21 protein-coding genes and 3 pseudogenes are annotated in these 19,938 nt (G+C 36.5%); 6 read left to right on the top strand and 18 right to left on the bottom strand.

Annotated features, from left to right (window positions below; genetic code table 11):
- Nucleotides 1-54: 54 nt before the first annotated feature.
- The 8 genes from K1I44_RS04495 to K1I44_RS04530 all read right to left on the bottom strand — a co-directional run bounded on the left by K1I44_RS04495 (nt 55) and on the right by K1I44_RS04530 (nt 6,465).
- On the bottom strand, nt 55-201 hold the full coding sequence (locus K1I44_RS04495) for a hypothetical protein (protein WP_219985398.1): 147 nt from the start codon (nt 199-201) through the stop codon (nt 55-57).
- On the bottom strand, nt 194-391 hold the full coding sequence (locus K1I44_RS04500) for a hypothetical protein (protein ID WP_219985399.1): 198 nt from the start codon (nt 389-391) through the stop codon (nt 194-196). The genes K1I44_RS04495 and K1I44_RS04500 overlap by 8 nt, the downstream gene beginning before the upstream one ends.
- A 198-nt stretch (nt 392-589) precedes the next feature.
- Nucleotides 590-1,429, bottom strand: coding sequence for a dTDP-4-dehydrorhamnose reductase (gene rfbD, locus K1I44_RS04505; protein ID WP_219985400.1), 840 nt, complete (start codon nt 1,427-1,429; stop codon nt 590-592).
- Nucleotides 1,426-2,439 (bottom strand): dTDP-glucose 4,6-dehydratase, encoded by a 1,014-nt coding sequence (gene rfbB, locus K1I44_RS04510; RefSeq protein WP_219985401.1) that lies wholly within the window; start codon nt 2,437-2,439, stop codon nt 1,426-1,428. Before rfbB ends, rfbD begins: the two co-directional genes overlap by 4 nt.
- Before the next feature lie 3 nt (nt 2,440-2,442).
- A complete protein-coding gene (rfbC, locus tag K1I44_RS04515) occupies nt 2,443-3,000 on the bottom strand; it encodes a dTDP-4-dehydrorhamnose 3,5-epimerase (RefSeq protein ID WP_219985402.1) in 558 nt (185 codons plus the stop codon).
- A gap of 18 nt (nt 3,001-3,018) precedes the next feature.
- On the bottom strand, nt 3,019-3,906 hold the full coding sequence (gene rfbA, locus K1I44_RS04520; protein WP_219985403.1) for a glucose-1-phosphate thymidylyltransferase RfbA: 888 nt from the start codon (nt 3,904-3,906) through the stop codon (nt 3,019-3,021).
- Nucleotides 3,907-3,923: 17 nt separating this feature from the next.
- Nucleotides 3,924-5,081: a beta 1-4 rhamnosyltransferase Cps2T gene (cps2T, locus tag K1I44_RS04525; RefSeq protein ID WP_219985404.1), complete on the bottom strand. Its 1,158-nt coding sequence runs from the start codon at nt 5,079-5,081 to the stop codon at nt 3,924-3,926.
- 1 nt (nt 5,082) lies between these two features.
- A complete protein-coding gene (locus K1I44_RS04530; protein WP_219985405.1) occupies nt 5,083-6,465 on the bottom strand; it encodes a glycosyltransferase in 1,383 nt (460 codons plus the stop codon).
- A gap of 692 nt (nt 6,466-7,157) precedes the next feature.
- Between K1I44_RS04530 and K1I44_RS04535 the strand changes: the two are divergent.
- A pseudogene (locus tag K1I44_RS04535) lies at nt 7,158-8,371 on the top strand (IS701 family transposase).
- A gap of 65 nt (nt 8,372-8,436) precedes the next feature.
- Here the strand turns inward: K1I44_RS04535 and K1I44_RS04540 are convergent.
- The 3 genes from K1I44_RS04540 to K1I44_RS04550 form a co-directional block, all read right to left on the bottom strand.
- On the bottom strand, nt 8,437-9,273 hold the full coding sequence (locus K1I44_RS04540) for a glycosyltransferase family 2 protein (protein WP_128356943.1): 837 nt from the start codon (nt 9,271-9,273) through the stop codon (nt 8,437-8,439).
- Nucleotides 9,274-9,510: 237 nt separating this feature from the next.
- Nucleotides 9,511-10,014 (bottom strand): IS630 family transposase, encoded by a 504-nt coding sequence (locus K1I44_RS04545; protein WP_219985406.1) that lies wholly within the window; start codon nt 10,012-10,014, stop codon nt 9,511-9,513.
- Between the two features lie 26 nt (nt 10,015-10,040).
- Complete coding sequence (locus tag K1I44_RS04550; protein ID WP_219985407.1) at nt 10,041-10,571, bottom strand: helix-turn-helix domain-containing protein; 531 nt, start codon at nt 10,569-10,571, stop codon at nt 10,041-10,043.
- Nucleotides 10,572-10,736: 165 nt separating this feature from the next.
- Between K1I44_RS04550 and K1I44_RS15585 the strand changes: the two genes are divergently transcribed.
- Entirely contained in the window at nt 10,737-10,949 is a 213-nt protein-coding gene (locus K1I44_RS15585) for a winged helix-turn-helix domain-containing protein (protein WP_219985408.1), read from the top strand.
- Between the two features lie 223 nt (nt 10,950-11,172).
- Here the strand turns inward: K1I44_RS15585 and K1I44_RS04560 are convergent, their stop codons facing one another.
- Nucleotides 11,173-12,264: an O-antigen ligase family protein gene (locus K1I44_RS04560; protein ID WP_219985409.1), complete on the bottom strand. Its 1,092-nt coding sequence runs from the start codon at nt 12,262-12,264 to the stop codon at nt 11,173-11,175.
- A 645-nt stretch (nt 12,265-12,909) separates the two neighbouring features.
- Between K1I44_RS04560 and K1I44_RS15590 the strand changes: the two genes are divergently transcribed.
- From K1I44_RS15590 to K1I44_RS15325, 4 genes and pseudogenes are all read left to right on the top strand, one after another.
- Nucleotides 12,910-13,140 carry a hypothetical protein gene (locus K1I44_RS15590; RefSeq protein ID WP_255573235.1) on the top strand — a complete coding sequence of 77 codons (231 nt, stop codon included), beginning with the start codon at nt 12,910-12,912 and terminating at the stop codon, nt 13,138-13,140.
- Nucleotides 13,083-13,205, top strand: a complete 123-nt coding sequence (locus K1I44_RS15595) for a winged helix-turn-helix domain-containing protein (RefSeq protein ID WP_255573227.1) — start codon at nt 13,083-13,085, stop codon at nt 13,203-13,205. The genes K1I44_RS15590 and K1I44_RS15595 overlap by 58 nt, the downstream gene beginning before the upstream one ends.
- Before the next feature lie 17 nt (nt 13,206-13,222).
- Nucleotides 13,223-13,597, top strand: a complete 375-nt coding sequence (locus K1I44_RS04570; protein WP_219985481.1) for an IS630 family transposase — start codon at nt 13,223-13,225, stop codon at nt 13,595-13,597.
- Nucleotides 13,598-13,845: 248 nt separating this feature from the next.
- Nucleotides 13,846-14,271: pseudogene (locus K1I44_RS15325) on the top strand (winged helix-turn-helix domain-containing protein); the annotation flags it as partial.
- Nucleotides 14,272-14,285: 14 nt separating this feature from the next.
- On the opposite strand, the gene K1I44_RS04580 reads toward K1I44_RS15325, so the two are convergent.
- From K1I44_RS04580 to galU, 6 genes and pseudogenes are all read right to left on the bottom strand, one after another.
- On the bottom strand, nt 14,286-15,491 hold the full coding sequence (locus K1I44_RS04580; protein ID WP_219985410.1) for a CDP-glycerol glycerophosphotransferase family protein: 1,206 nt from the start codon (nt 15,489-15,491) through the stop codon (nt 14,286-14,288).
- 51 nt (nt 15,492-15,542) lie between these two features.
- Nucleotides 15,543-16,493 carry a Gfo/Idh/MocA family protein gene (locus K1I44_RS04585; protein ID WP_255573228.1) on the bottom strand — a complete coding sequence of 317 codons (951 nt, stop codon included), beginning with the start codon at nt 16,491-16,493 and terminating at the stop codon, nt 15,543-15,545.
- 12 nt (nt 16,494-16,505) lie between these two features.
- Nucleotides 16,506-16,895, bottom strand: a pseudogene (locus K1I44_RS15600) (FAD synthase family protein); the annotation flags it as partial.
- A complete protein-coding gene (locus tag K1I44_RS04590) occupies nt 16,895-18,145 on the bottom strand; it encodes a flippase (RefSeq protein WP_219985412.1) in 1,251 nt (416 codons plus the stop codon). The pseudogene K1I44_RS15600 and the gene K1I44_RS04590, both read right to left, overlap by 1 nt.
- Nucleotides 18,146-18,196: 51 nt before the next feature.
- Nucleotides 18,197-18,877: a sugar transferase gene (locus K1I44_RS04595; protein WP_219985413.1), complete on the bottom strand. Its 681-nt coding sequence runs from the start codon at nt 18,875-18,877 to the stop codon at nt 18,197-18,199.
- A 24-nt stretch (nt 18,878-18,901) separates the two neighbouring features.
- Nucleotides 18,902-19,783, bottom strand: a complete 882-nt coding sequence (galU, locus tag K1I44_RS04600; protein WP_219985414.1) for a UTP--glucose-1-phosphate uridylyltransferase GalU — start codon at nt 19,781-19,783, stop codon at nt 18,902-18,904.
- Between the last annotated feature and the right edge of the window lie 155 nt (nt 19,784-19,938).

Raw genomic sequence — 19,938 nt, forward strand, 5'->3', positions numbered from 1 at the left:
CATATGGAAACAAAAAGGACAAGGGGAATAGCGTCAAAAAGTCGCTGAAACACATTATTCAGCAACCGTCAGACGCTTCCTCGCCTCATCAGTAAGCACTAAATATGAACGGGATTTACCGTCCTCATCACGCTCCACTTTCTCTGTCCACGGATGAAGTAAAAGCAAACCTAGCTTTAGTCGAGCGTTTGGATCAACCACTTTTTTGACGCACACCGTCTTTATGAACGATCAACTTTTCCATGACACGAAACATCACTTCCTTACTTAAAGGCACTTCTTTTTCTTTGGACGTTAAGCTTACAGTTATTCCATCATCAAAGAGTGCCACAATACGAAACGCTTCCTTCCCCTTAAATGTTGGTACTGTTTTCCCTTCGTAAAGGTTCATCACCACAACATGTGCTTGACAAATGATGCTCACTTCTGAACAAAAATGTGAGAATATTATTGATTTGCTGATTGTTTCTCACAAACGTCAGTAGAGTGTGTTGTAAAAAATCATGTACAGCTTTTGGTGAAGAGCCTTTTTATTTTACATTTAACAAATGATGTACAAACTACTCGATTAAAAAGCCCGAGTTCCAATTTATTGCTTTCTCAAAAAATCCCTCAATGAATCCCGCCAGTAAGGCAGTTCTCTGAAGCCGTTCATTCTTAATGCCATGTGCGCAAGAACCGAATAGACCGGCCTAGGCGCTGGTCTTGGAAAATCTTTTGTTGTACAAGGATTTACCTTAACTTTTATCCCAGCTTCTTCAAAAATGGCTTTCGCAAATTCATACCAAGAACAATGTCCCGAATTAGAAACATGATAAATTCCGTACTTTTCTGTTTGAATTAGTTCTAAAATACAATTTGATAAATCGACTGTATATGTCGGACAGCCAACTTGATCATGAACTACCATTAACTCGTCTCGTTCTTGCGCTAACTTTAACATTGTTTTGACGAAGTTATTTCCATGCTTTCCATACACCCAAGAAGTTCTGACGATAAAAAACTTAGAGTGTAAGTCTCGAACAAACTGTTCCCCGGCTAATTTGCTTTTTCCGTATATACTAAGTGGATTTGTTGGTGCAAATTCATTATATGGTGTAGTAGCCGTTCCATCAAAGACATAATCCGTGCTTATATAGACAAGTTTCGCTCCCACTGCTTCTGATACGACAGCAACATTTCTCGTCCCATATGCGTTAATTAAAAATGCTTGATCTGGCTCTGATTCTGCTAAATCGACTTTTGTATAGGCAGCCGCATGAATGACCACATCAGGACGAATTTCCGTAATGACCTGTTTCACTTGGTCAAAGTTTGTGATATCTAACTCTTCTCGTCCATAACCATAAACTTCATACCCTCTATCAGCAAGTAAATGGACTACATCGGTACCAAGCTGACCTTTTGCACCTGTTACAACCACTTTCATAGCTTGTCACCATACTGTTTTTGATAATAGTTCATATATTCACCGGATTTAATATTTTTCCACCATTCTTGGTTGTCGATATACCATTGAATCGTTTCAACGATACCCTTTTCAAAGGTATATTGCGGCTTCCAGCCAAGCTCTGTCATAATTTTCGTTGGATCAATTGCATAACGGCGGTCATGCCCTGGACGATCAGCAACATATTTAATTAAATCTTTCGAAACCCCTAGTTTTTCGACGATTAGATGCACGATTTCATTGTTTGTCCGTTCATTATGCCCGCCGATATTGTATACTTCTCCCGGTCCTCCTTTATGAATGACTAAATCAATTGCCGCACAATGGTCTTTCACATGCAGCCAGTCGCGAATATTTTGGCCGTCACCGTAAATCGGAAGTTCTTTCCCTTCCAACGCATTCGTGATCATTAACGGAATGAGTTTTTCAGGGAAGTGATACGGCCCATAGTTATTGGAACATCTTGTGATATTCACATTAAGTCCATACGTTTCATGATACGCTCTTACAAGCAGGTCTCCACCAGCTTTACTTGCCGAATAAGGGCTATTTGGCGCTAATGGCGTCTCTTCTGTAAAATATCCCGTTTCGCCAAGCGTTCCGTACACTTCATCCGTTGAAATTTGCACATATTTCTTGATATTGTTGGCTTTCGCCACATCCAATAACGCTTGCGTGCCCAATACATTTGTTTTTACGAAAATATCAGGATCTGTAATACTACGATCAACATGCGACTCAGCCGCAAAGTTCACAATAACGTCAATCTCATGTGTTTTAACAAGATAATCGACTAGCTCACGGTTATTGATATCACCTTTTACAAATGTATAGTTAGGATGATTCTCTACATCTTTTAAGTTTTCCAAGTTACCAGCATAAGTGAGTAAATCGTAATTGACTACTTTATAATTTGGATATTTCTCAAGCATGTAACGGACAAAGTTGCTGCCAATAAAACCCGCTCCGCCTGTGATTAAAAGATTCATTATTTATCTCTCCCACTCAAAGTTGATTTCAGCATCTGCTAATAGCGGATGTTTCATATCTTTGTCAGAAAGAATTGGATTCGCTGTCGGCCAGTCAATTCCTAACGCCGGATCATTCCAAAGAATGCCTCGATCATGTTCTGGAGAATAGTATTCATCCACTTTATATTGTACCTCTGTATTTTCCACTAATGTACAGAAACCGTGCGCAAAACCTTTCGGCACAAGCAATTGCCGTTTATTATCCGCGCTTAAAATAAACCCTTGCCATTTGCCAAATGTCGGTGAACCTTTACGAATATCGACAACGACATCGTAAATAGCTCCTCGAGTAACACGAACTAACTTCGTTTGCGCCTTCGGGTTTAACTGGTAATGAAGTCCACGTATCGTCCCCGCTTGTTGGGATAACGAGTGATTATCTTGAATAAAGTCGAAATCAAGCCCGTATTCCGCAAAAAGCTTTTTGTTGTAGCTTTCCATAAAAAAGCCTCGGTGATCACCAAACACTTTTGGTTCAATAAGCAAAACACCAGGCAATGAAGTCTCCAAAATTTTCACGACGCACACCTCAACATTTTATAAATAGATTGGTCGTTTTTTCTGGTTAGCAATATCTATCAAGTATCGACCATATTGATTTTTCTTTAACGGCTCAGCTAACTTCAATAACTGTTCTCTTGAAATATACCCTTTTAAATAAGCAATTTCTTCAAGGCATGCAACTTTTAAGCTTTGACGTTTCTCGATTGTTTCGATAAATTGCGAAGCTTCAAGCAATGACTCATGTGTACCTGAATCTAACCAAGAAAAACCACGACCTAAAATTTCAACATGCAATTCGCCAAGTTCCAAATATTTTTTATTCACATCCGTAATCTCTAGTTCTCCACGTGCAGAAGGTTTAATACTTTTAGCAATTTCAACAACACGATTATCATAAAAATACAACCCAGTTACCGCGTAATTGGACTTAGGATTTTGGGGTTTCTCTTCAATAGAAATTACTTTTCCATTCTCATCAAACTCCACAACACCAAAACGTTCAGGATCCTTGACATAATATCCAAAAATCGTTGCCCCAGTTTTGCGCTCAACCGCTCTTTGTAACAAATGTGTCAAACCGTGACCATAAAAAAGGTTGTCTCCTAGGATAAGGGCGACATTATCATTACCAATAAATTCTTCGCCAATAATAAATGCCTGTGCAAGACCATCTGGCGAAGGTTGCACAGCATAGGATAATGAGATTCCTAAGTCTGAACCATCTCCTAGCAATTCTTGAAAACGTGGTGTATCACTAGGAGTAGAAATAATCAAAATATCACGGATACCTGCTAGCATTAAAACAGATAACGGATAATAAATCATTGGTTTATCATACACAGGTAATAATTGTTTAGATACTGCTTTTGTTAAAGGATAAAGACGGGTTCCGCTCCCACCTGCTAAAACAATACCTTTCACTATTAACAACCCCTTAATTAACTATTTAGAAATAATTGTTCATAGTCATTAACAATTTTCCCCCATGAATACTCGCTAATAATGCGATTTTTTGCTTTTGTTCCTAATAATTCTATTTGTCCTTCATCGTATTGATCAGTCATATTAATTAACTGGCTTAACGCCCCTTTTCCTTTTGTAAAGTATACTGCCCCATCAGCACCAACTTCTTTATTAAAAACCACATCTAATAACAAATTAATTTTAGTTGATGCCAATGCTTCTAAAAGAGATGGATTTGTTCCACCAACTTCATGACCATGTAAATATCCGTAAGCTTGTTCTCGAATTTTCTTTAAAAGCTCCTGGTCATATACAGTTCCAACAAATTTAATACGAGAATCACGGTCAAATTTAGTTCGCTCAAGCAATTGTTGATAGAAAGCATTTTGTTCAACATTTGAAATAATAACTAAATCTTTTTTGGAGTTAGATGCCATAAACTCTCGAATCATTAATTCATAATTATTTTCAGGCACAAAACGACCAACAATTAAATAATATTCAAACGGCTTTACCTGATGTTTACGATACCATTCAACAAGTTTCGGATCATCATCGGTAAGTAAAGATTCTTTCACGTCCGCTCCATAAGCAATAAATGTGGTTTTAGGGTGATAGTGACTATACTCTTCCTGAATATAAGACTCAATCCCTCGCGAATCACATACTAATAAGTCTGCATGTTTAACCATTAAACGCTCTGAAAATTTCCAATAACGTTTAATCCAGTAATTCCACTTGCTTCGCTTCCATTCATGTCCATCTGGATTGACAAATACTTTAACACCCATTTTTTCTAGCTGTTTCTTATAAAATGAGAAAAATGGACCAATTCGACAAGCTAAAATATAGACAATGCTGTTAGTTAGATTTTTTTCTTTAATATATCGAATACATTCCTGTAAACTCATTAAATCATAAAGAACCGCTTTCGCACTTCCCACATTAGGAACCTTCACATTAAAACATCTAGCATTGTTATAATAAAATTCATCATTATTTTCCCCTAAACATGAAACATGGTAAGTGATATCCTCACTTACCTTCCTTTTCGTTAAATATTCTACAAACGTTTCAAACCCCCCATATTTGGCTGGAATGCCTTTAGATCCAATAATAAATACATGTTTCATTTTATCTGACTCCTATTACTTTTTCATAAAGTGACTGAATTAAATGAACATGGTAGTCCATTACATATTTAAAGTCCATATTACAAATATTTTGATTTATTCTTTTTAGAATGTTTCTATCCTCAATAAGCTTTTCTATATAATGTGCAAGATCATTTACATCGGCTTTAAAAATTATTCCTGTTTCTTTATCTTTTATAATGTCTTTAAAGCCCACATGCTCTGATACAAGTATAGGTACACCATAAGATAATGCTTCTAGGCCAATAAACCCAAATGTTTCTTTCCAAACACTCGGAATAATTAATACATCTGTTTCCTGAAAGATGTTAAATAAATCCTTATATTGATATCGACCATGAAACGTAACGAAATCCTTTTCTACATCTAAAGGAATGCAATAATCATTGCCATAAACGTTTAAATGCCAATTTGTTTTTCCTTGTTTTAATAATGAGGTTAAGCTCTTTCTTAATAAGAAAAAGCCCTTATATTCTTCTAGAGGCCCTAAAAATGTAATTTTTAAAGGTTTTTGCACATCATAATTTTTTAATGAACGATTATCCTTAATACCAGAATGCGCAATGGGAATTACTTCCCCTGTAATATCCACATAGTTCTCATATACTTTTTTCGTAGTAGAACTGTTAAAATGAAAATAGTCAATGGATTCTAATATACTACAATAATAGTCTCTTAACTTTTGAAACTGAACATCTAAACCTAAATCAACTTTGTCTTCCGAAATTATAGATTTTTTTTCACTAAGTTGCTTTATCTTCTGTTTTTTACTTTCCCTTAATTTCTTCACTAAGAAGCTATTTTTAAACGTTTTATACACTTTCGATTGCATAATATAAATTAAAGGAAAACTGTAAGCATTAGTATTGCATATTACACATTTTTGTCCATCTCTATAATCTATACAAATTTGATTATTATAATCCATTAAATTCACTTTTGGACAAATACCGTAATAGTCATGAGTTGTAAAAACAACCTTAATTTTTTTTTCTTCAACAACTTCAAAAAACTCTTTATGAATTCCCATTAGCGTGTGGACATGGATAATATCAGGTTTTACTTCTTCTAAAAAAGAAGAAAACACAGCTTTGGAAGAAGCTCTTTGCATAAAAAGTTCAGGATTTTTTACTCCACCTAATAAAGGAACAGGCAGAGGATTGACCAATTCAAATACAGAAATCCCCTGATATTCATTATCTCCTTGGATTGTAATCTTACGAGAAAAATTATAATGTCCAGGATAAAGCAAATAAACCTTATGTCCTAATTTTGACTGTTGAAGCATTAGGTCAACAGAGTATTTTGTAAGTCCCCCCGACCGATAAGGGGGAAGACCCAAAGTGTAATGTAAAATTCTCATAATATAACACCACATATCTCCAAATTGAATTCATATACATATACTTTAACTCATCAACCTCCGGCTGAACAACTCCCATCTTGACTACGCTGAGCCCATTACGCCAAACATGGTACGAGCCTTCTTAGAATTAAAGACAGAAAACCCTTTCATCTTCTTATCGCCATATTCCCAACAGCAGTTAAACCTAATTGAATGGTTATGGAAAATGGTTAAAAGATAAAATTACACGAATTGATCGCCAACGTGTTTCATACAGATCAAGCAGATATTGATCAATCTGTCACAATCTTGTGGACTATATTCTTGAGCATCTAGTGTTTTTGGCAATTAAAAAATGTACCAAATGGCAAATAATAGTATACGTTTGATTGAATATTAACTCACAGGCCACGTTACTTGACATGGAGTCTCTACGGTCATGATTCTACGCAAAGGAGCAAGGCTATATGATTTTGCAGGCAAAGAAGCCTATCATGACCGCCACTGCATATCAAGTTATAATTATGCAGAAATAGATGCATACGCTAATTGCCAAACTGTACATTTTCTGACTGCCACTAACACCTAGATGAAATCTTTCAGCATCTAGGATGTGCTGTGTAAATCAGAGGTTAATTTTTCACTGTAGATGAGCAAATTCGCTAACATAAATTTACAGACAAACAAAAAGGAGACATGAACCAGACTCCTTGGCTAGAATAGATGTGTCACCAAACCATTCACACAAGGAGGTTCATGTCTCGTGAATAGATTACCACATCACCAAGGAATCGACAGGTTTTTATCCATGTTGGGGCTGGCACTCTATTACTCAAAGTCGGTGATGGATCATCTCGTCTATATCATCGATGCCATCACCACTAAAGGATTTGCCGGAAGGCTAACGGATATTCATCAGCTCAGCTTTCATCCGAAGCATCGGTCGACACTTGGTCACTTTTTCACCAAAAGCCCATGGGATGAAACCATCATACAGCAGTGGATTCTGCGCCATCTCGAACGAATCACCAAGCAAGAAGAGGAACCCATCTTCCTTTCGAACGACAAAAAACGAAGCCTTCGTCACGAGCGAAACAAGCGATCGAAGGGTGCGGCTTCCATTACTCGCATGCGACTCATCAGTTCGTCTGGGGCCATCAGCTCGTTTGGCTCATGGTTCACACGATGAAACAAGCCTTTCCGTTTGCGTTTCGGCTTTATGACAAAGCATCAGGCGTCATTAAAGGGCAACTCGCCATCGAAATGATTCAAGCCTTAGATATTCGCCGTCCCGTTTATGTGTTGATGGACTCATGGTATCCATCGAAAACACTCGTGGAAGCCTGTTTGAAAAAAGGCTTTCACGTCATCTCCATGCTCAAGACCAATCGCATTCTCTATCCGAAAGGCATCGCGATCCAGGCAACAAAACAGTTTGCCCAATAGATCGAACCCTCTGGCACCCATCTCGTCACCATGGGAGAGGAAACGTATCGGGTGTATCGATATGAAGGGACACTCAAAGATCTCGAAGACGCGGTCGTGCTGTTGGTTTGGAAAGCCAGCGAACCGATGACCACCGAACACCTCCATTGCTTATTGAGCACCGATCGGGAGTTGAGCGATGAAGACATCCTGCGCTACTATGTGCAACGTTGGTCCATTGAGTGCTTCTTTCGCCAATCCAAAGACCAGCTCAAACTGGATGAATACAGCATTCGTCAATGCGGGGACGATTGAACGATATTGGATTTTGGTACAACTGGCTTACGCGTACAGTATGGTCAAGTCAAAAAGCGATTTTTCCATCGGACTCGACTTGCTTCGAAAGAAAAAAGGACACAGCCTGATTGAGTTCATTTACCACGCGGCACAACAAAACATTCCTATCGATACCGTCAAAAAACAGCTACACGTGGCATAAGAGGTACCCTGTTTGTCTCTTTATAAATGGTAATTATTGTAATAAAAATGCTCATCTACAGTTTTTCAATTTGGAACCCTACATCCATCTCTTCGTTTTATTTCTTTTTGTATATTATCACAAACCTTTCTTACCTTTTTATTAAATAAAAGAAATATTTTTACATTAATTGGGTGCCACCAATACTTCTTAATTAATCTTTTCTTGTTTTCTCGGATATATTTCTTTTTACTCTCCCCAAAAGAAGTGCTTCCCCAATGATAAACAAAAGTGTTATCACAGAGAATATTTTTATATCCTTTTTTTATAACTCTGCAAGAAAAATCCTCCTCTTCTCCATATCCCATTCCAAAAGTTTCTTGGTCAAATAACCCCACTTCCTCTATTACTCTTCTCTTTATAAAAAGAGCATGTCCTACCGCCGTCGGAATGGTAGGATATAGATTCAACGATATTTCTTCAATCAGTTTCCCAAATGAAGCAATTGTGTAGCCTTCGGGAATCTCGTTATCTTGATTAAAATATGGTACAGAAGCAATAGTTCCTCTGTTTGTCAGAGCGGTAACAGTACCCACTCGTTCGTCTGAATAAGCAGCTTTTTCCATCTTATCTATCCAATAATCAGTCACTATAGTATCAGAATTCAATAATATAACATCATTATTTGAAAATTGTATACCTTTATTAACTGAGCCAACAAAACCTATGTTCTCCTCATTGTTTAGAATAATGATCTTAGGATTTTTTATTTCTAATAAAAAATCTCCAATATCTTTATTCGGAGATTTGTCATTTACTATAATCAATCTATACTCAGTTGATGTTTCTACATTCAACACAGAACGAATACACTCCACAGTTTCGCGATAACCATCATAAATTGGAATAATGATGTCTATCATAAATATTCCCCACACTCCTTTAGTATCATCATATCTTAATTTCTATTTCTCGAAAAATTAATCCTCAATCACAAAAACACCCACAAATTAACCTCTCTCGCCATCTTAAAAGTGGTGTTCAACTCCCTCCTAGGCATAAAAATAATCGTTCACGCACCTACTATTTCCCAACAAAAGAGAACTTCATCAAATCAGGTCGATACTATATACATCCAATTTAAAATTTTAACCTCTGGTTCACGCAGTACACCCGATGCGGCGCAACACCTCATCCGGGTGTTGTAGAACGTACTGTTCAAAGCGAGTAATGGATTGGGCAATGTCGTTTTGATCCTTGTGAAAAACGTTGGCAATCACTTCATCTTTCAACCACTTCCACAGCCGTTCAATCGGATTTAACTGTGGAGAATACGGTGGCAAAAAGATGAAATGAAAAGCATCGCCTTCCTCGCCATCAAGAAAGGCTTGCACCATCTTGGCATGATGAATACGCGCATTGTCCAACACAAGCACGAGGAATCGGTCCGTATATTTCCCTTTCAATCGGCGCAAAAAGTCGAGGAAGGTTTCGGCATTGGCGGATGATGCACGATGAAACACCACATCGCCTTGTTGAACATCAACTGCACCAAAGATGGACACATGGTCATGGTGACCGTAGCTTGGCACTTGTTTTTGATTTCCTACTTCTGCCCATGTCGTACGTAGCGCTTGATAAGCACGAACATGTGTCTCATCCATATAAAACAGCGTGACATTCTCGGTAATTAGTTTTTTTTTATAAATTCAAGTTCTTTTTGAAAGGCAGCTTGACGCTTGGCGTCTCCTTTGACTAGCTTGTAAGTCGGACGTGTCCATGACAAACGAAGACGATGCAATAACTTACGAATGCCTTCACGTGACATCGAAACGCCATAGGTTTGTTGAATGTAAGATTGTAAAATGCGCGTGTTCCATGACGAAGCGATGCCCCAGCCAGCATCCACAGGTGTGGTGGTTAACACGAGTTGTCTAATTTCTTGTTGTTGTTCTTCCGTAAGAAATGGCACACGACCAGGCGGCAACCGACGATCGAGTAGATAATCGAGCCCACCTTGATTAAAACGTGCAACGTAGAGGGCAACCGATTGACGGCATACGTTGACCATTTTTGCGACATCTTTACCGAGGTGACCTTCCATGACAAGACGAACAGCGGTCACCCGAACACGAAGGGAAGCATCTTTGATTTTCCGTTCTTGTTTCCGAAGTGTTCGAGGTGTCCAACCGTGATCATTTGTGATTTTCAAACGTTTCATGCCAATTCCGCTCCTTTTACACATGAGTATTTAGGAGCAGTATAGCCATGAAAAAATGTGTTCATACAGAAGTCATGGTTTTAAGGTGCATGTATATAATCGACTCTCGCCCGTGACTCATAAACAGAACGTGAATGCTTCTTAATCGACGAACAACAACAAGAGTTGAAACAGACAATTCTTACCCCCACACTAGCGGCTCTTGAATGGAATATCGCTTCATCTTGGAATACACGCATCGTTCAATCTCAATCTTATATTCATAAAAAATATGGCGTATCCATGGCTCACAAAGGAGAGCGAAAGCTGTTGCATCGCCTGAGCTTGTCTTGGAATCGTCCCACAGATTCATCACGAAAAATGGTACAAGCTTCCTGAATGAAAATGGTCACCCGTTTCATTTCATCTTTTTGCAACTAATAATTTCCACTGTTAAACCCGATTGAACGACTATGGATATGGCTAAAAAATGAAATCATCGCCAACGTATTCATCAAGACCTAACAGATATCGATCACTCCTTGACACGTTGTATGGACTACATCCTTGAACACCCAGATAAAGCATTGAGGCACCTAGAATGTATTTCGTAAACCAAAGGTTAATTTGCATTTGTATAAACACCATTAGACCGATTATCTAAAATACCTAAAAAACCCCAAAATATGAACATTGTTTCGATATCTTGTATATAAGGTAAGAAGAGATAACTGGTTAATACGAAAATTATTAGGTACTTGGTAGTCAGGTTTATGTTTCTAGTTGTACAATGGGTATTATTCTTACTGTTTTTAAAGGAATAAAACAAAATAGAGAGATAAATAAAAAAATAAAATATAGCACCAATAATTCCTACTTCAAATTGCATTAGAAAATACGAGGATTCAGTTAAATTAGGGTTAGAAAAATTCATTAGCGCTTTTGGACCATTATAGCCCAATCCTGTACCAAACCAATTGTTTTTCATGATCTCCAAAGAATGTGTATAAGAATTTAAATGACCAACAGCCGATGTATCCTGCAAAGTAAAAGTACGTATAGAGTAATCATAAACAACTTTAAATATCCCAACATTCTTAAACAATAAAGTTAAAAGAACAAAAAACGAAATTGAAAGCATCAAAATCGATAGTCTTTTGGTAGATATTTCATTTATTTTTCTTAACTTCGAAATAAATAAAATGATTGCCAACGAAAGAAAAACACTCCTGGAGAAAGTAAGAAACAACGCCATTAAAATCAAAAAATTACCCAAATAGTATATTTTATCATTTTTAAAAAATACTAGTTCTTTATTAAAAAATGATACTAAGAATACCAAACCTAAAAAGAAGGCAAATGTATTTGGATATACAAATGTTGACGTTGCTCTCTGAAAACCACTTATTCCCGAGAGAAAAAAAACATGACTAAGCTGTCCATTAGATAAAGTTGGGTAGCCAATCTTTAATAAAAAATCACTTTTTAAGAATAGAGATTGGACTACACCATATATTGATACGAGTATTGCTACAACAAAAATCGCTCTAATTATACTTTTCAGATTTGTCAAACTTATTCTAGTGTTCCTTAAAACAAAATAAAGTATTATTGGAAAAATATAAATTCTAGCATGATAGAGAGCCACTAGTGGAATATCAGAGATTAATAACTGGTAGACCACCACTATTAAAAAGAAAAAAAACGTAACCAACGTTAAGTCCACTTTTGCTTCTAACACGTTCTTAATACATAACAGGTGAGCAAATATCAATAAAATAAAAACTATATCCTTCCAGTACTTGGCGAATGATAGATCATTTAGCAATATCACAAAGAATAAATAGTGAAAAGGTAGTAGTAGCAAAAGTAGCTTAACCAACTTCAATTTTATGGAATTGATACTTAGGAACATAATATCACCACTTGTTCTATATAATCCCAGCTTAGAAACTTTAGAAACTGTAGTTGAATAAATTTAATCCCAATACGACCACCACTATACAGCGTTCCCTTTCAGTCGAACATCCTCGTCAATGCGCTGCTTACTGTATAACAATGTTATCTTGTTGGCATTCATAAAATGTTGAATATTCCTTCTGTCACAATAGGTTTACCCATTGAAGGATCTGTATACATACACTTTAACTCATCACCCTCTGTATGAACGTCTCCCATCTTGACCATACTGCTCCTAGGAACACACGTACAAAAAAGGAGCGAGGATGAAATGAAACGTCTGAAAATCACAAACGATCTTGGAAGGACACCTCGGCAAAGACGTCGCAACAATGGTCAATCTATGCCGTCAATCTGTTGCTTTTTACGTATCATTGTTTAACGAGAGGAGATTGATCGATTGCTTGAGCGCAAAACACCATCAGGACGCGAATGCTTCTTAACTGACGAACAACAAGAGTTGAAGCAAACGATTCTTACTTCCACACCAGCAGATCTTGGATGGGACATCGCTTCTTCTTGGAATACACGCACCATTTTAAAACATATGACGTACCCATGTCTGGCGAAGGTATGTGGAAGCTGTTGCATCGGTTGTATTTGTCTTGGACTCGTCCGACATGCACATTGATCAAAGACAATCCAGACAAACAAAAGGCTTTCCAAAAAGAGATGGAATTCATAAAAAAAAACTAATTGATGAAGATGCCGTTCTGTTATACGCCGATGAAACGCACGTGCGTGCCTATCAAGTTCTTCGCGCGACATGGGCGGAAGTCGGTCGTCAAAAGCAAGTACCGACGTACGGTCATCATGCTCATCATGCCCATGTGTCCATCTTTGATGCAGTCGATGTTCAACAAGGAGAGATAGTTCTTCATCGTGTGCCAGCTGCAAACGCAACTGCATTTTTGGACTTTTTGCATATGTTACAAGAGAAATATCCAAACAAATTCATTGTTCTCGTACTTGATAACGCGCGGATTCACTATGCCAAAATAGTACGAGCCTTCTTGAATGAAGATAGGAATCCGTTTCATTTCATCTTTTTACCGCCATATTCTTCACAGTTAAACCCGATTGAATGATTATGGAAATGGCTAAAAGATGACGTGATCGCCAACGTATTTCATAAAGATCAAGCAGATATCGACCAATCCGTGACAAGTTTCATGGACTACATTGTTAAACACCCAGACGAGGTCTTACGGCGCCTAGGATGTGCTGCGTAAATCAGAACTTAATTTTTCAATTGGATCTATATAAATTGAAATAAAGGCTTTCTCTCGTTCCGTGTCGAATAAAGAAGAAAACCGAGAAGAACGGAGCGAACGATATGAGTCACACCCACGAAATCGAAAGGCTATCCATTGCAATGAAGCAAACGAAAAATAAACGCATGTACGAGCACTATCAAACCCTCTATCTCTATTTGCAGAGCTATGCAAAAGAAGTCATTCCAAAGATCATCAATCACTCAGAGATATTCACCCGGTGCTCCACACGAATTGGAACCACACCAAGAACACGAATTGGCTCAGATGATTGAACACTAGTCCCTTGTTGATGTAAGGTTTGAAGCAAAACACAATTGGACAATGGCGATTGTAAGTGACCTCATCAAACAAAAATGGGGACAAACATATACCCTTAGTGGAACAAGGAAATTCTTCATCGTTTAGGCCTTAGCTACACAAAGCCGACTTACACCTTGGCAAAGACGGATGAAGAGAAACAGAAAAAATTTATCGAAAACATATTTTTACTCATCTGCATTTATAGATTTATTTTCTTTTTAATATATTCTAATATTTCGTTACTAATCGGTTGCCTTGCTTTTTCATCATAAAACAAAGATAATACTTCTTTCCTTCGCTCACTATAATTATCCTTTTCAAATGATTCTATTATCGCATTTAACAGACTCTTCTTATCATATACTTTGATTCCTGGAGTGACATCTTCATAATTAAAGTATAATTCTCTGTCATTTAATTGGTAATCCTCAAAATCATATGCAAAAAATACTATTGGTCTATCAAGCAACAAATAGTCAATATAACAACTAGAATAATCCGTAATTAATAAATCTGTATACTTTAATAAAATTTGAGTATCAATATTAACATTGTTATATAATCGTATATTGTTATAATTAGATACATCTACTTTTTGCTTCTCATGATAAAAATGTTGTTTTATTATAAACAGAATGTTATTTTCCTTACAATAGTCATCAATCAATCCTAGATCAAGAATTTCATTTAGATTTTGCTTTACTCTTCCTTCTTGTCTATGTGTCGGCATATAAACTACCGTTTTATATTCAGTGAGTTCTGATAGTATTTTGGGATCTACACCTAGATAATCTATATTATCTAGATAAAATATGTCGTTCCTTGGTTGACCAAATATTTCTATCTGATTAGCATCCTGCTTAAAAGCAGATATATATATTTCCTTAATCTTTTTACTCGTAGCTATTGTCAATTCCTTTTCTCTATCTCTACTTTTTAGTAAGTCAATAATAAATTGTACTTTACTACTATACTTAGGCAGTCTTTGAAGATTTTTTTCGTCATCATACATTATTTTTTTTAAAGGCAAACCATGCCAAAGATTAACATGTAATGCCCCTCCCATTAAATATTCATTCATATCGTATACCCCTGTAGAAGTAAAGAAAACTTTTGCCCTTAGTTGAGTCCAAATGCCTTCAATTGAGTTACTCAAAAGAACCTCATTAATCCCCTTCTTTTTCATCTCGTTATACACAGATTTACTTTTGGTAATCCAAACAGCCTTAATATCATTATCATTCAATGCATGTAAAAAAATATATTTAGAGTTATCAGAGAATTTATTCCCAAACCAAGACCCAAAAACAAATAATTTTTTTTGCTTTGGTATTACTTTTGAAAAGTTATAAATAAATAACTTAACACATTTGATGATCAATTTTGTAAAGCTCCCTATTTCCATCTACTCTATCACCTACAATTATTCCTAAAAAGTCATAAATTAAAATGTGGTCTACAAATAAACAACATTCTCCCTAGACATAAATTTCTCGATTATTCGTATTATTTGTATAGATTCTTCCTCTTCAAGTTTATAACTTTGCAGATCTTGCTTGTTTATCAATGACAAAAATTCAGCCAATTCATATCTTAATCCGTCACCTTCAAACTTATAATAATATTTTTTATTCATATTAGAATCTTCATATCTAACCTCGAAATACTCAGTTTTCCACCAAGGAGACGGAACATAAATATATCCTTTTGTACCCGAAATTATTAAATCCCCTTCTGATTTAACACCTAGACCTACTTTTCCAGTCGCAATGGCTCCCGGATATAACAAATTGAATTTCGTAAAGAGATCGACATTTTTTTCTTTATCAAAATAAGAATAAAATCTTAGTTCTTTTATATCTCGCCCTAAAAGTTTAATAAATGCCAACAGTAGATAGCTACCTAGTTCTGTCATACTCCCTCCCGCTTGAGATGGGTCAAGTTCTCTACAATGTTCGGCATCAATTAACTTTGTAAATGTGGCATCAATACTTTTTATCTCACCTATAATTCCACTTTTCGCCAAACTAACAAGCCTTATAAAACCTGGAGAATAAGCCGTTTTGATAGCTTCGAGTAATACACAATTGTTATTTTTCGCCAAAATATACAATTCTTCCGCCTCTTTGACTGATAAAACCATTGGTTTTTCACAAAGAACATGCTTGCCTCTTAAAATTGCTTCCTTAGCATATTGATAGTGAGTATGATGAGGTGTAGCAATATATACAGCATCCACTTTTTCTATAAATTCCTCATAATTGGTCGAGAAAAATTCCAGCTCATTCTCTTCCACAAACTTCCTTAATGAAGATATTTTCCTTCCAAAAACCCCCTCTATATTAACTCCACTAACATACTTTGATTCTTTAACAAATCTTCTTGCTATTCTCCCGTTCCCTACCAAACCCAGACGAACAATGCCATTATATTTATTTCTAAGCTCTGTACTGGAGATTCCTCTAGTTCTTTCTAAATAAACTACATCACAATAGTTCTTTAAATAATCGAATTTACCTATCCAATCAGATCCAATAGCAAAAACATCAATGTTGTATTTTTGTATATCTTCAATTTTTTGACCTTCATACTCTTCAATAATTATTTCATCTGCTAATCCACATTTTCTTACATTTTCTATTCTTTCTATGAGACTTTGTTGGACATTTAATTTACCTCTGCTTTTATCATAATTCTCTGTCGTTACACCTACTATTAAATAATCACCAAGTTCTTTTGCCCTTTTTAATAATCTATAATGTCCTTCATGAAACAAATCAAATGTTCCATATGTTATTACTTTTTTCATTAGTACATCTCCTTAAAAATAAGATCGTCTTTCAACAAATTATATTTTTTCACAAAATATATTCGGTAAATAAAGACAAATAGCTCAGTAAACAACACATAAAGTGCTACAAGTTTAACTGAAAGAAATGGAATTGAAACAATAAGAAAAGCGATATGTATGAAAGAAGCAATAATTACGCTATTATTTACCTCTTTGGAATAGCCTAGTGCACCTAGTAAAGGATAACCTAATAAAATACTAGGCATTAAAAATACTGCAGTAAGCATAAAAATTTTTAATAGGTCTGAGCTTTCCATAAAGTCTTCCCCAAATACAAGCGTAATAATAAAGTCAGAAGAAAACATGATTATCAGCACAATCACAAAATTTAACAAAATAGAAAAATAGAAGAGCTTCTTATACAGCTTAATGTTTTTGCTATGGGATATATATGGATAGAGAACATTATTCAATGGCTGATACAAACTTATAACCCCTCTAAATAGTTTATCAGCTGATCCAAAAATTCCAGCTGCTACAGGTCCCATAACTAAACCTATGATGAATGTATTGCTGGTAGTATAAATAGATACTGCCACTCGAGACCAAAAGAACTGTGCACTTTTTTTTATTTGACTAATCACGTCTGACTTAGAGGGGAGGTTTAAATTTACTTTGAAGAATCTCGTCATTATTATCAACGATAAACCACCAGCTAATAAATATCCTATAGAATTCAATAAAGGCACAAAAGGTAGATCAGATGAATCTTGAACAAAAAAGAATATCGCCAAAGTAAAAAAGAGCTTTACGCTAGCATTTAAAATAGTGATAAATTTCATTTTTTCTATACCTTGATAAAAGAAGGCAGAAAAACATGCATTTCCAAATATCATACCAAATGTTAGGATATAGATAATCCAATATTCATGGAAAACGGGAACGAAAAGTATTAAGGAAATTAATACAAATAGAGATATTATTGTTAGAAATATCTTAGCAGTTAAAACAGAACTCACAATTTCTGAAACCTTCCTTATATCTCCTCTATTTAACGCTACTTCTCTAGTGGCTGATAAGTCAAATCCGAAATCAACTAATATAATAAAATACTGTACAAACGCTTGCGAGAATAAATACACACCATACTTTTCAGCTCCCAAAACTCTAGCAAGGTATGGAAGTGTAATAAATGGAAGAATATAATTTAAAAGTTGCATAATCGCCAAGGCAGAAAAATTCTCTAGTAACTTCTTTCTATCTGTCATGATATTTCGTCATCCTCATTGAGTTTGCTATTATACAATTTTATAGAGAAATTAAAACGCATCCTTAGAACCAAATAGCAAGAATATTGTCCTAAAAATAATCTTCAAATCGAAAAGAACCGATCGGCTTTGAATATACTGCAAATCCAACTCCACCATTTTCTCAAACCCAACATTGCTTCTCCCGCTCACTTGCCACAACCCCGTACACCCTGGTGTGACAAGCAGTCTTTGCTTATCGTATTCCGTATATTGCGCTACTTCCCTTGGCAACGGTGGTCTTGGCCCTACCAAACTCATTTCCCCTTTTAATACATTCCATAATTGCGGGAGCTCGTCAATGCTTGTCTTACGAATAAATTTCCCTATTTTCGTGACGCGTGGGTCGTTTTTCATTTTAAACATGGCACCTGACACTTCGTTATACTTCAGTAATTCTTTCAATCTCTTTTCCGCATCGGTCACCATCGAGCGAAATTTGTACATATAAAACTGTTTTCCGTCTTTTCCAACTCGTATTTGTTTAAAAAACACTGGACCTTTTGGGTCTTCTAGCTTTATGAGAACGGCGACAATAAGAAAGAGCCAAGATAACGAAATTAATCCGATCATGGCTCCGATAATGTCCATTGTTCGTTTAGCAATTAAATAACTTTTTTTATCGTTAACAATCACTTGTTGAGTATATCTTTGTTGGGCTTGTATACTAGCAACATTGCCTGATTGCGCCAACTCCCTTCATCCCCCTTTAAACTTTTATTCCTTCACTTTCGCTTCTTGCAATATCTTCTCCATAAACGGAATGAGATGTTGTTTCAACTCTTCATCTTGCATCGCAAACTCAATCGTCGTCTGGATAAACCCAAGCTTCTCCCCGACATCATACCGTTTGCCTTCGAACTCATAAGCAAAGACGCGTTGAATTTCGTTTAGCTTTTGAATCGCATCGGTCAGTTGAATTTCCCCGCCGGCACCGGTTTCTTGTTTGTCTAGGAAGAGAAAAATTTCTGGCGTGAGTATGTACCGACCCATGATGGCTAAGTTCGATGGTGCAGTGCCTGGCGCTGGCTTTTCGACGAATTGTTTCACTTGATAGCGTCGTCCTTTTTTATCAAGTGGATCGATGATGCCGTAGCGGTGTGTTTCGTTGTCAGCAACTTGTTTGACGCCGATGATCGAGCTATGCGTTTGTTCAAACTCGTTCATGAGCTGTTTTAAACAAGGGGTATCGGCTTGGACGATGTCGTCGCCTAACAGCACCGCAAACGGTTCATCGCCGATAAATTTGCGGGCGCACCAAACGGCGTGGCCAAGTCCTTTCGGTTCTTTTTGGCGAATGTAATGAATATCAACTTTCGATGGCTCTTTTACTTTTTCAAGCAAGTCGTGTTTGTTGCTTTTTAGTAAAGCTTGTTCGAGCTCGAACGCATGGTCGAAATGGTCTTCAATTGCGCGTTTTCCTTTTCCTGTGACGATAATGATATCTTCAATGCCTGATTCAATCGCTTCTTCGACGATGTATTGAATCGTCGGTTTATCGACAATCGGAAGCATTTCTTTCGGCATCGCTTTCGTCGCTGGTAAAAATCGTGTGCCGAGTCCGGCAGCTGGAATGATCGCTTTTCGTACTTTTTTCACACACATCCCTCACTCTCGAATACTGTACACCCACGTATTTGTTATATATGCATAACATATACGTCGATGCACAATAGTTAAAAAAAACAAGGTTAGCATTGGGCATCTAACCCGTCCTCACACCGCACCATCGACGACAAGCGTCTAAGGTGGCA

The organism is Anoxybacillus sp. ST4 (assembly GCF_019448545.1).
Taxonomy (GTDB): Bacteria; Bacillota; Bacilli; order Bacillales; family Anoxybacillaceae; genus Anoxybacillus; species Anoxybacillus pushchinoensis.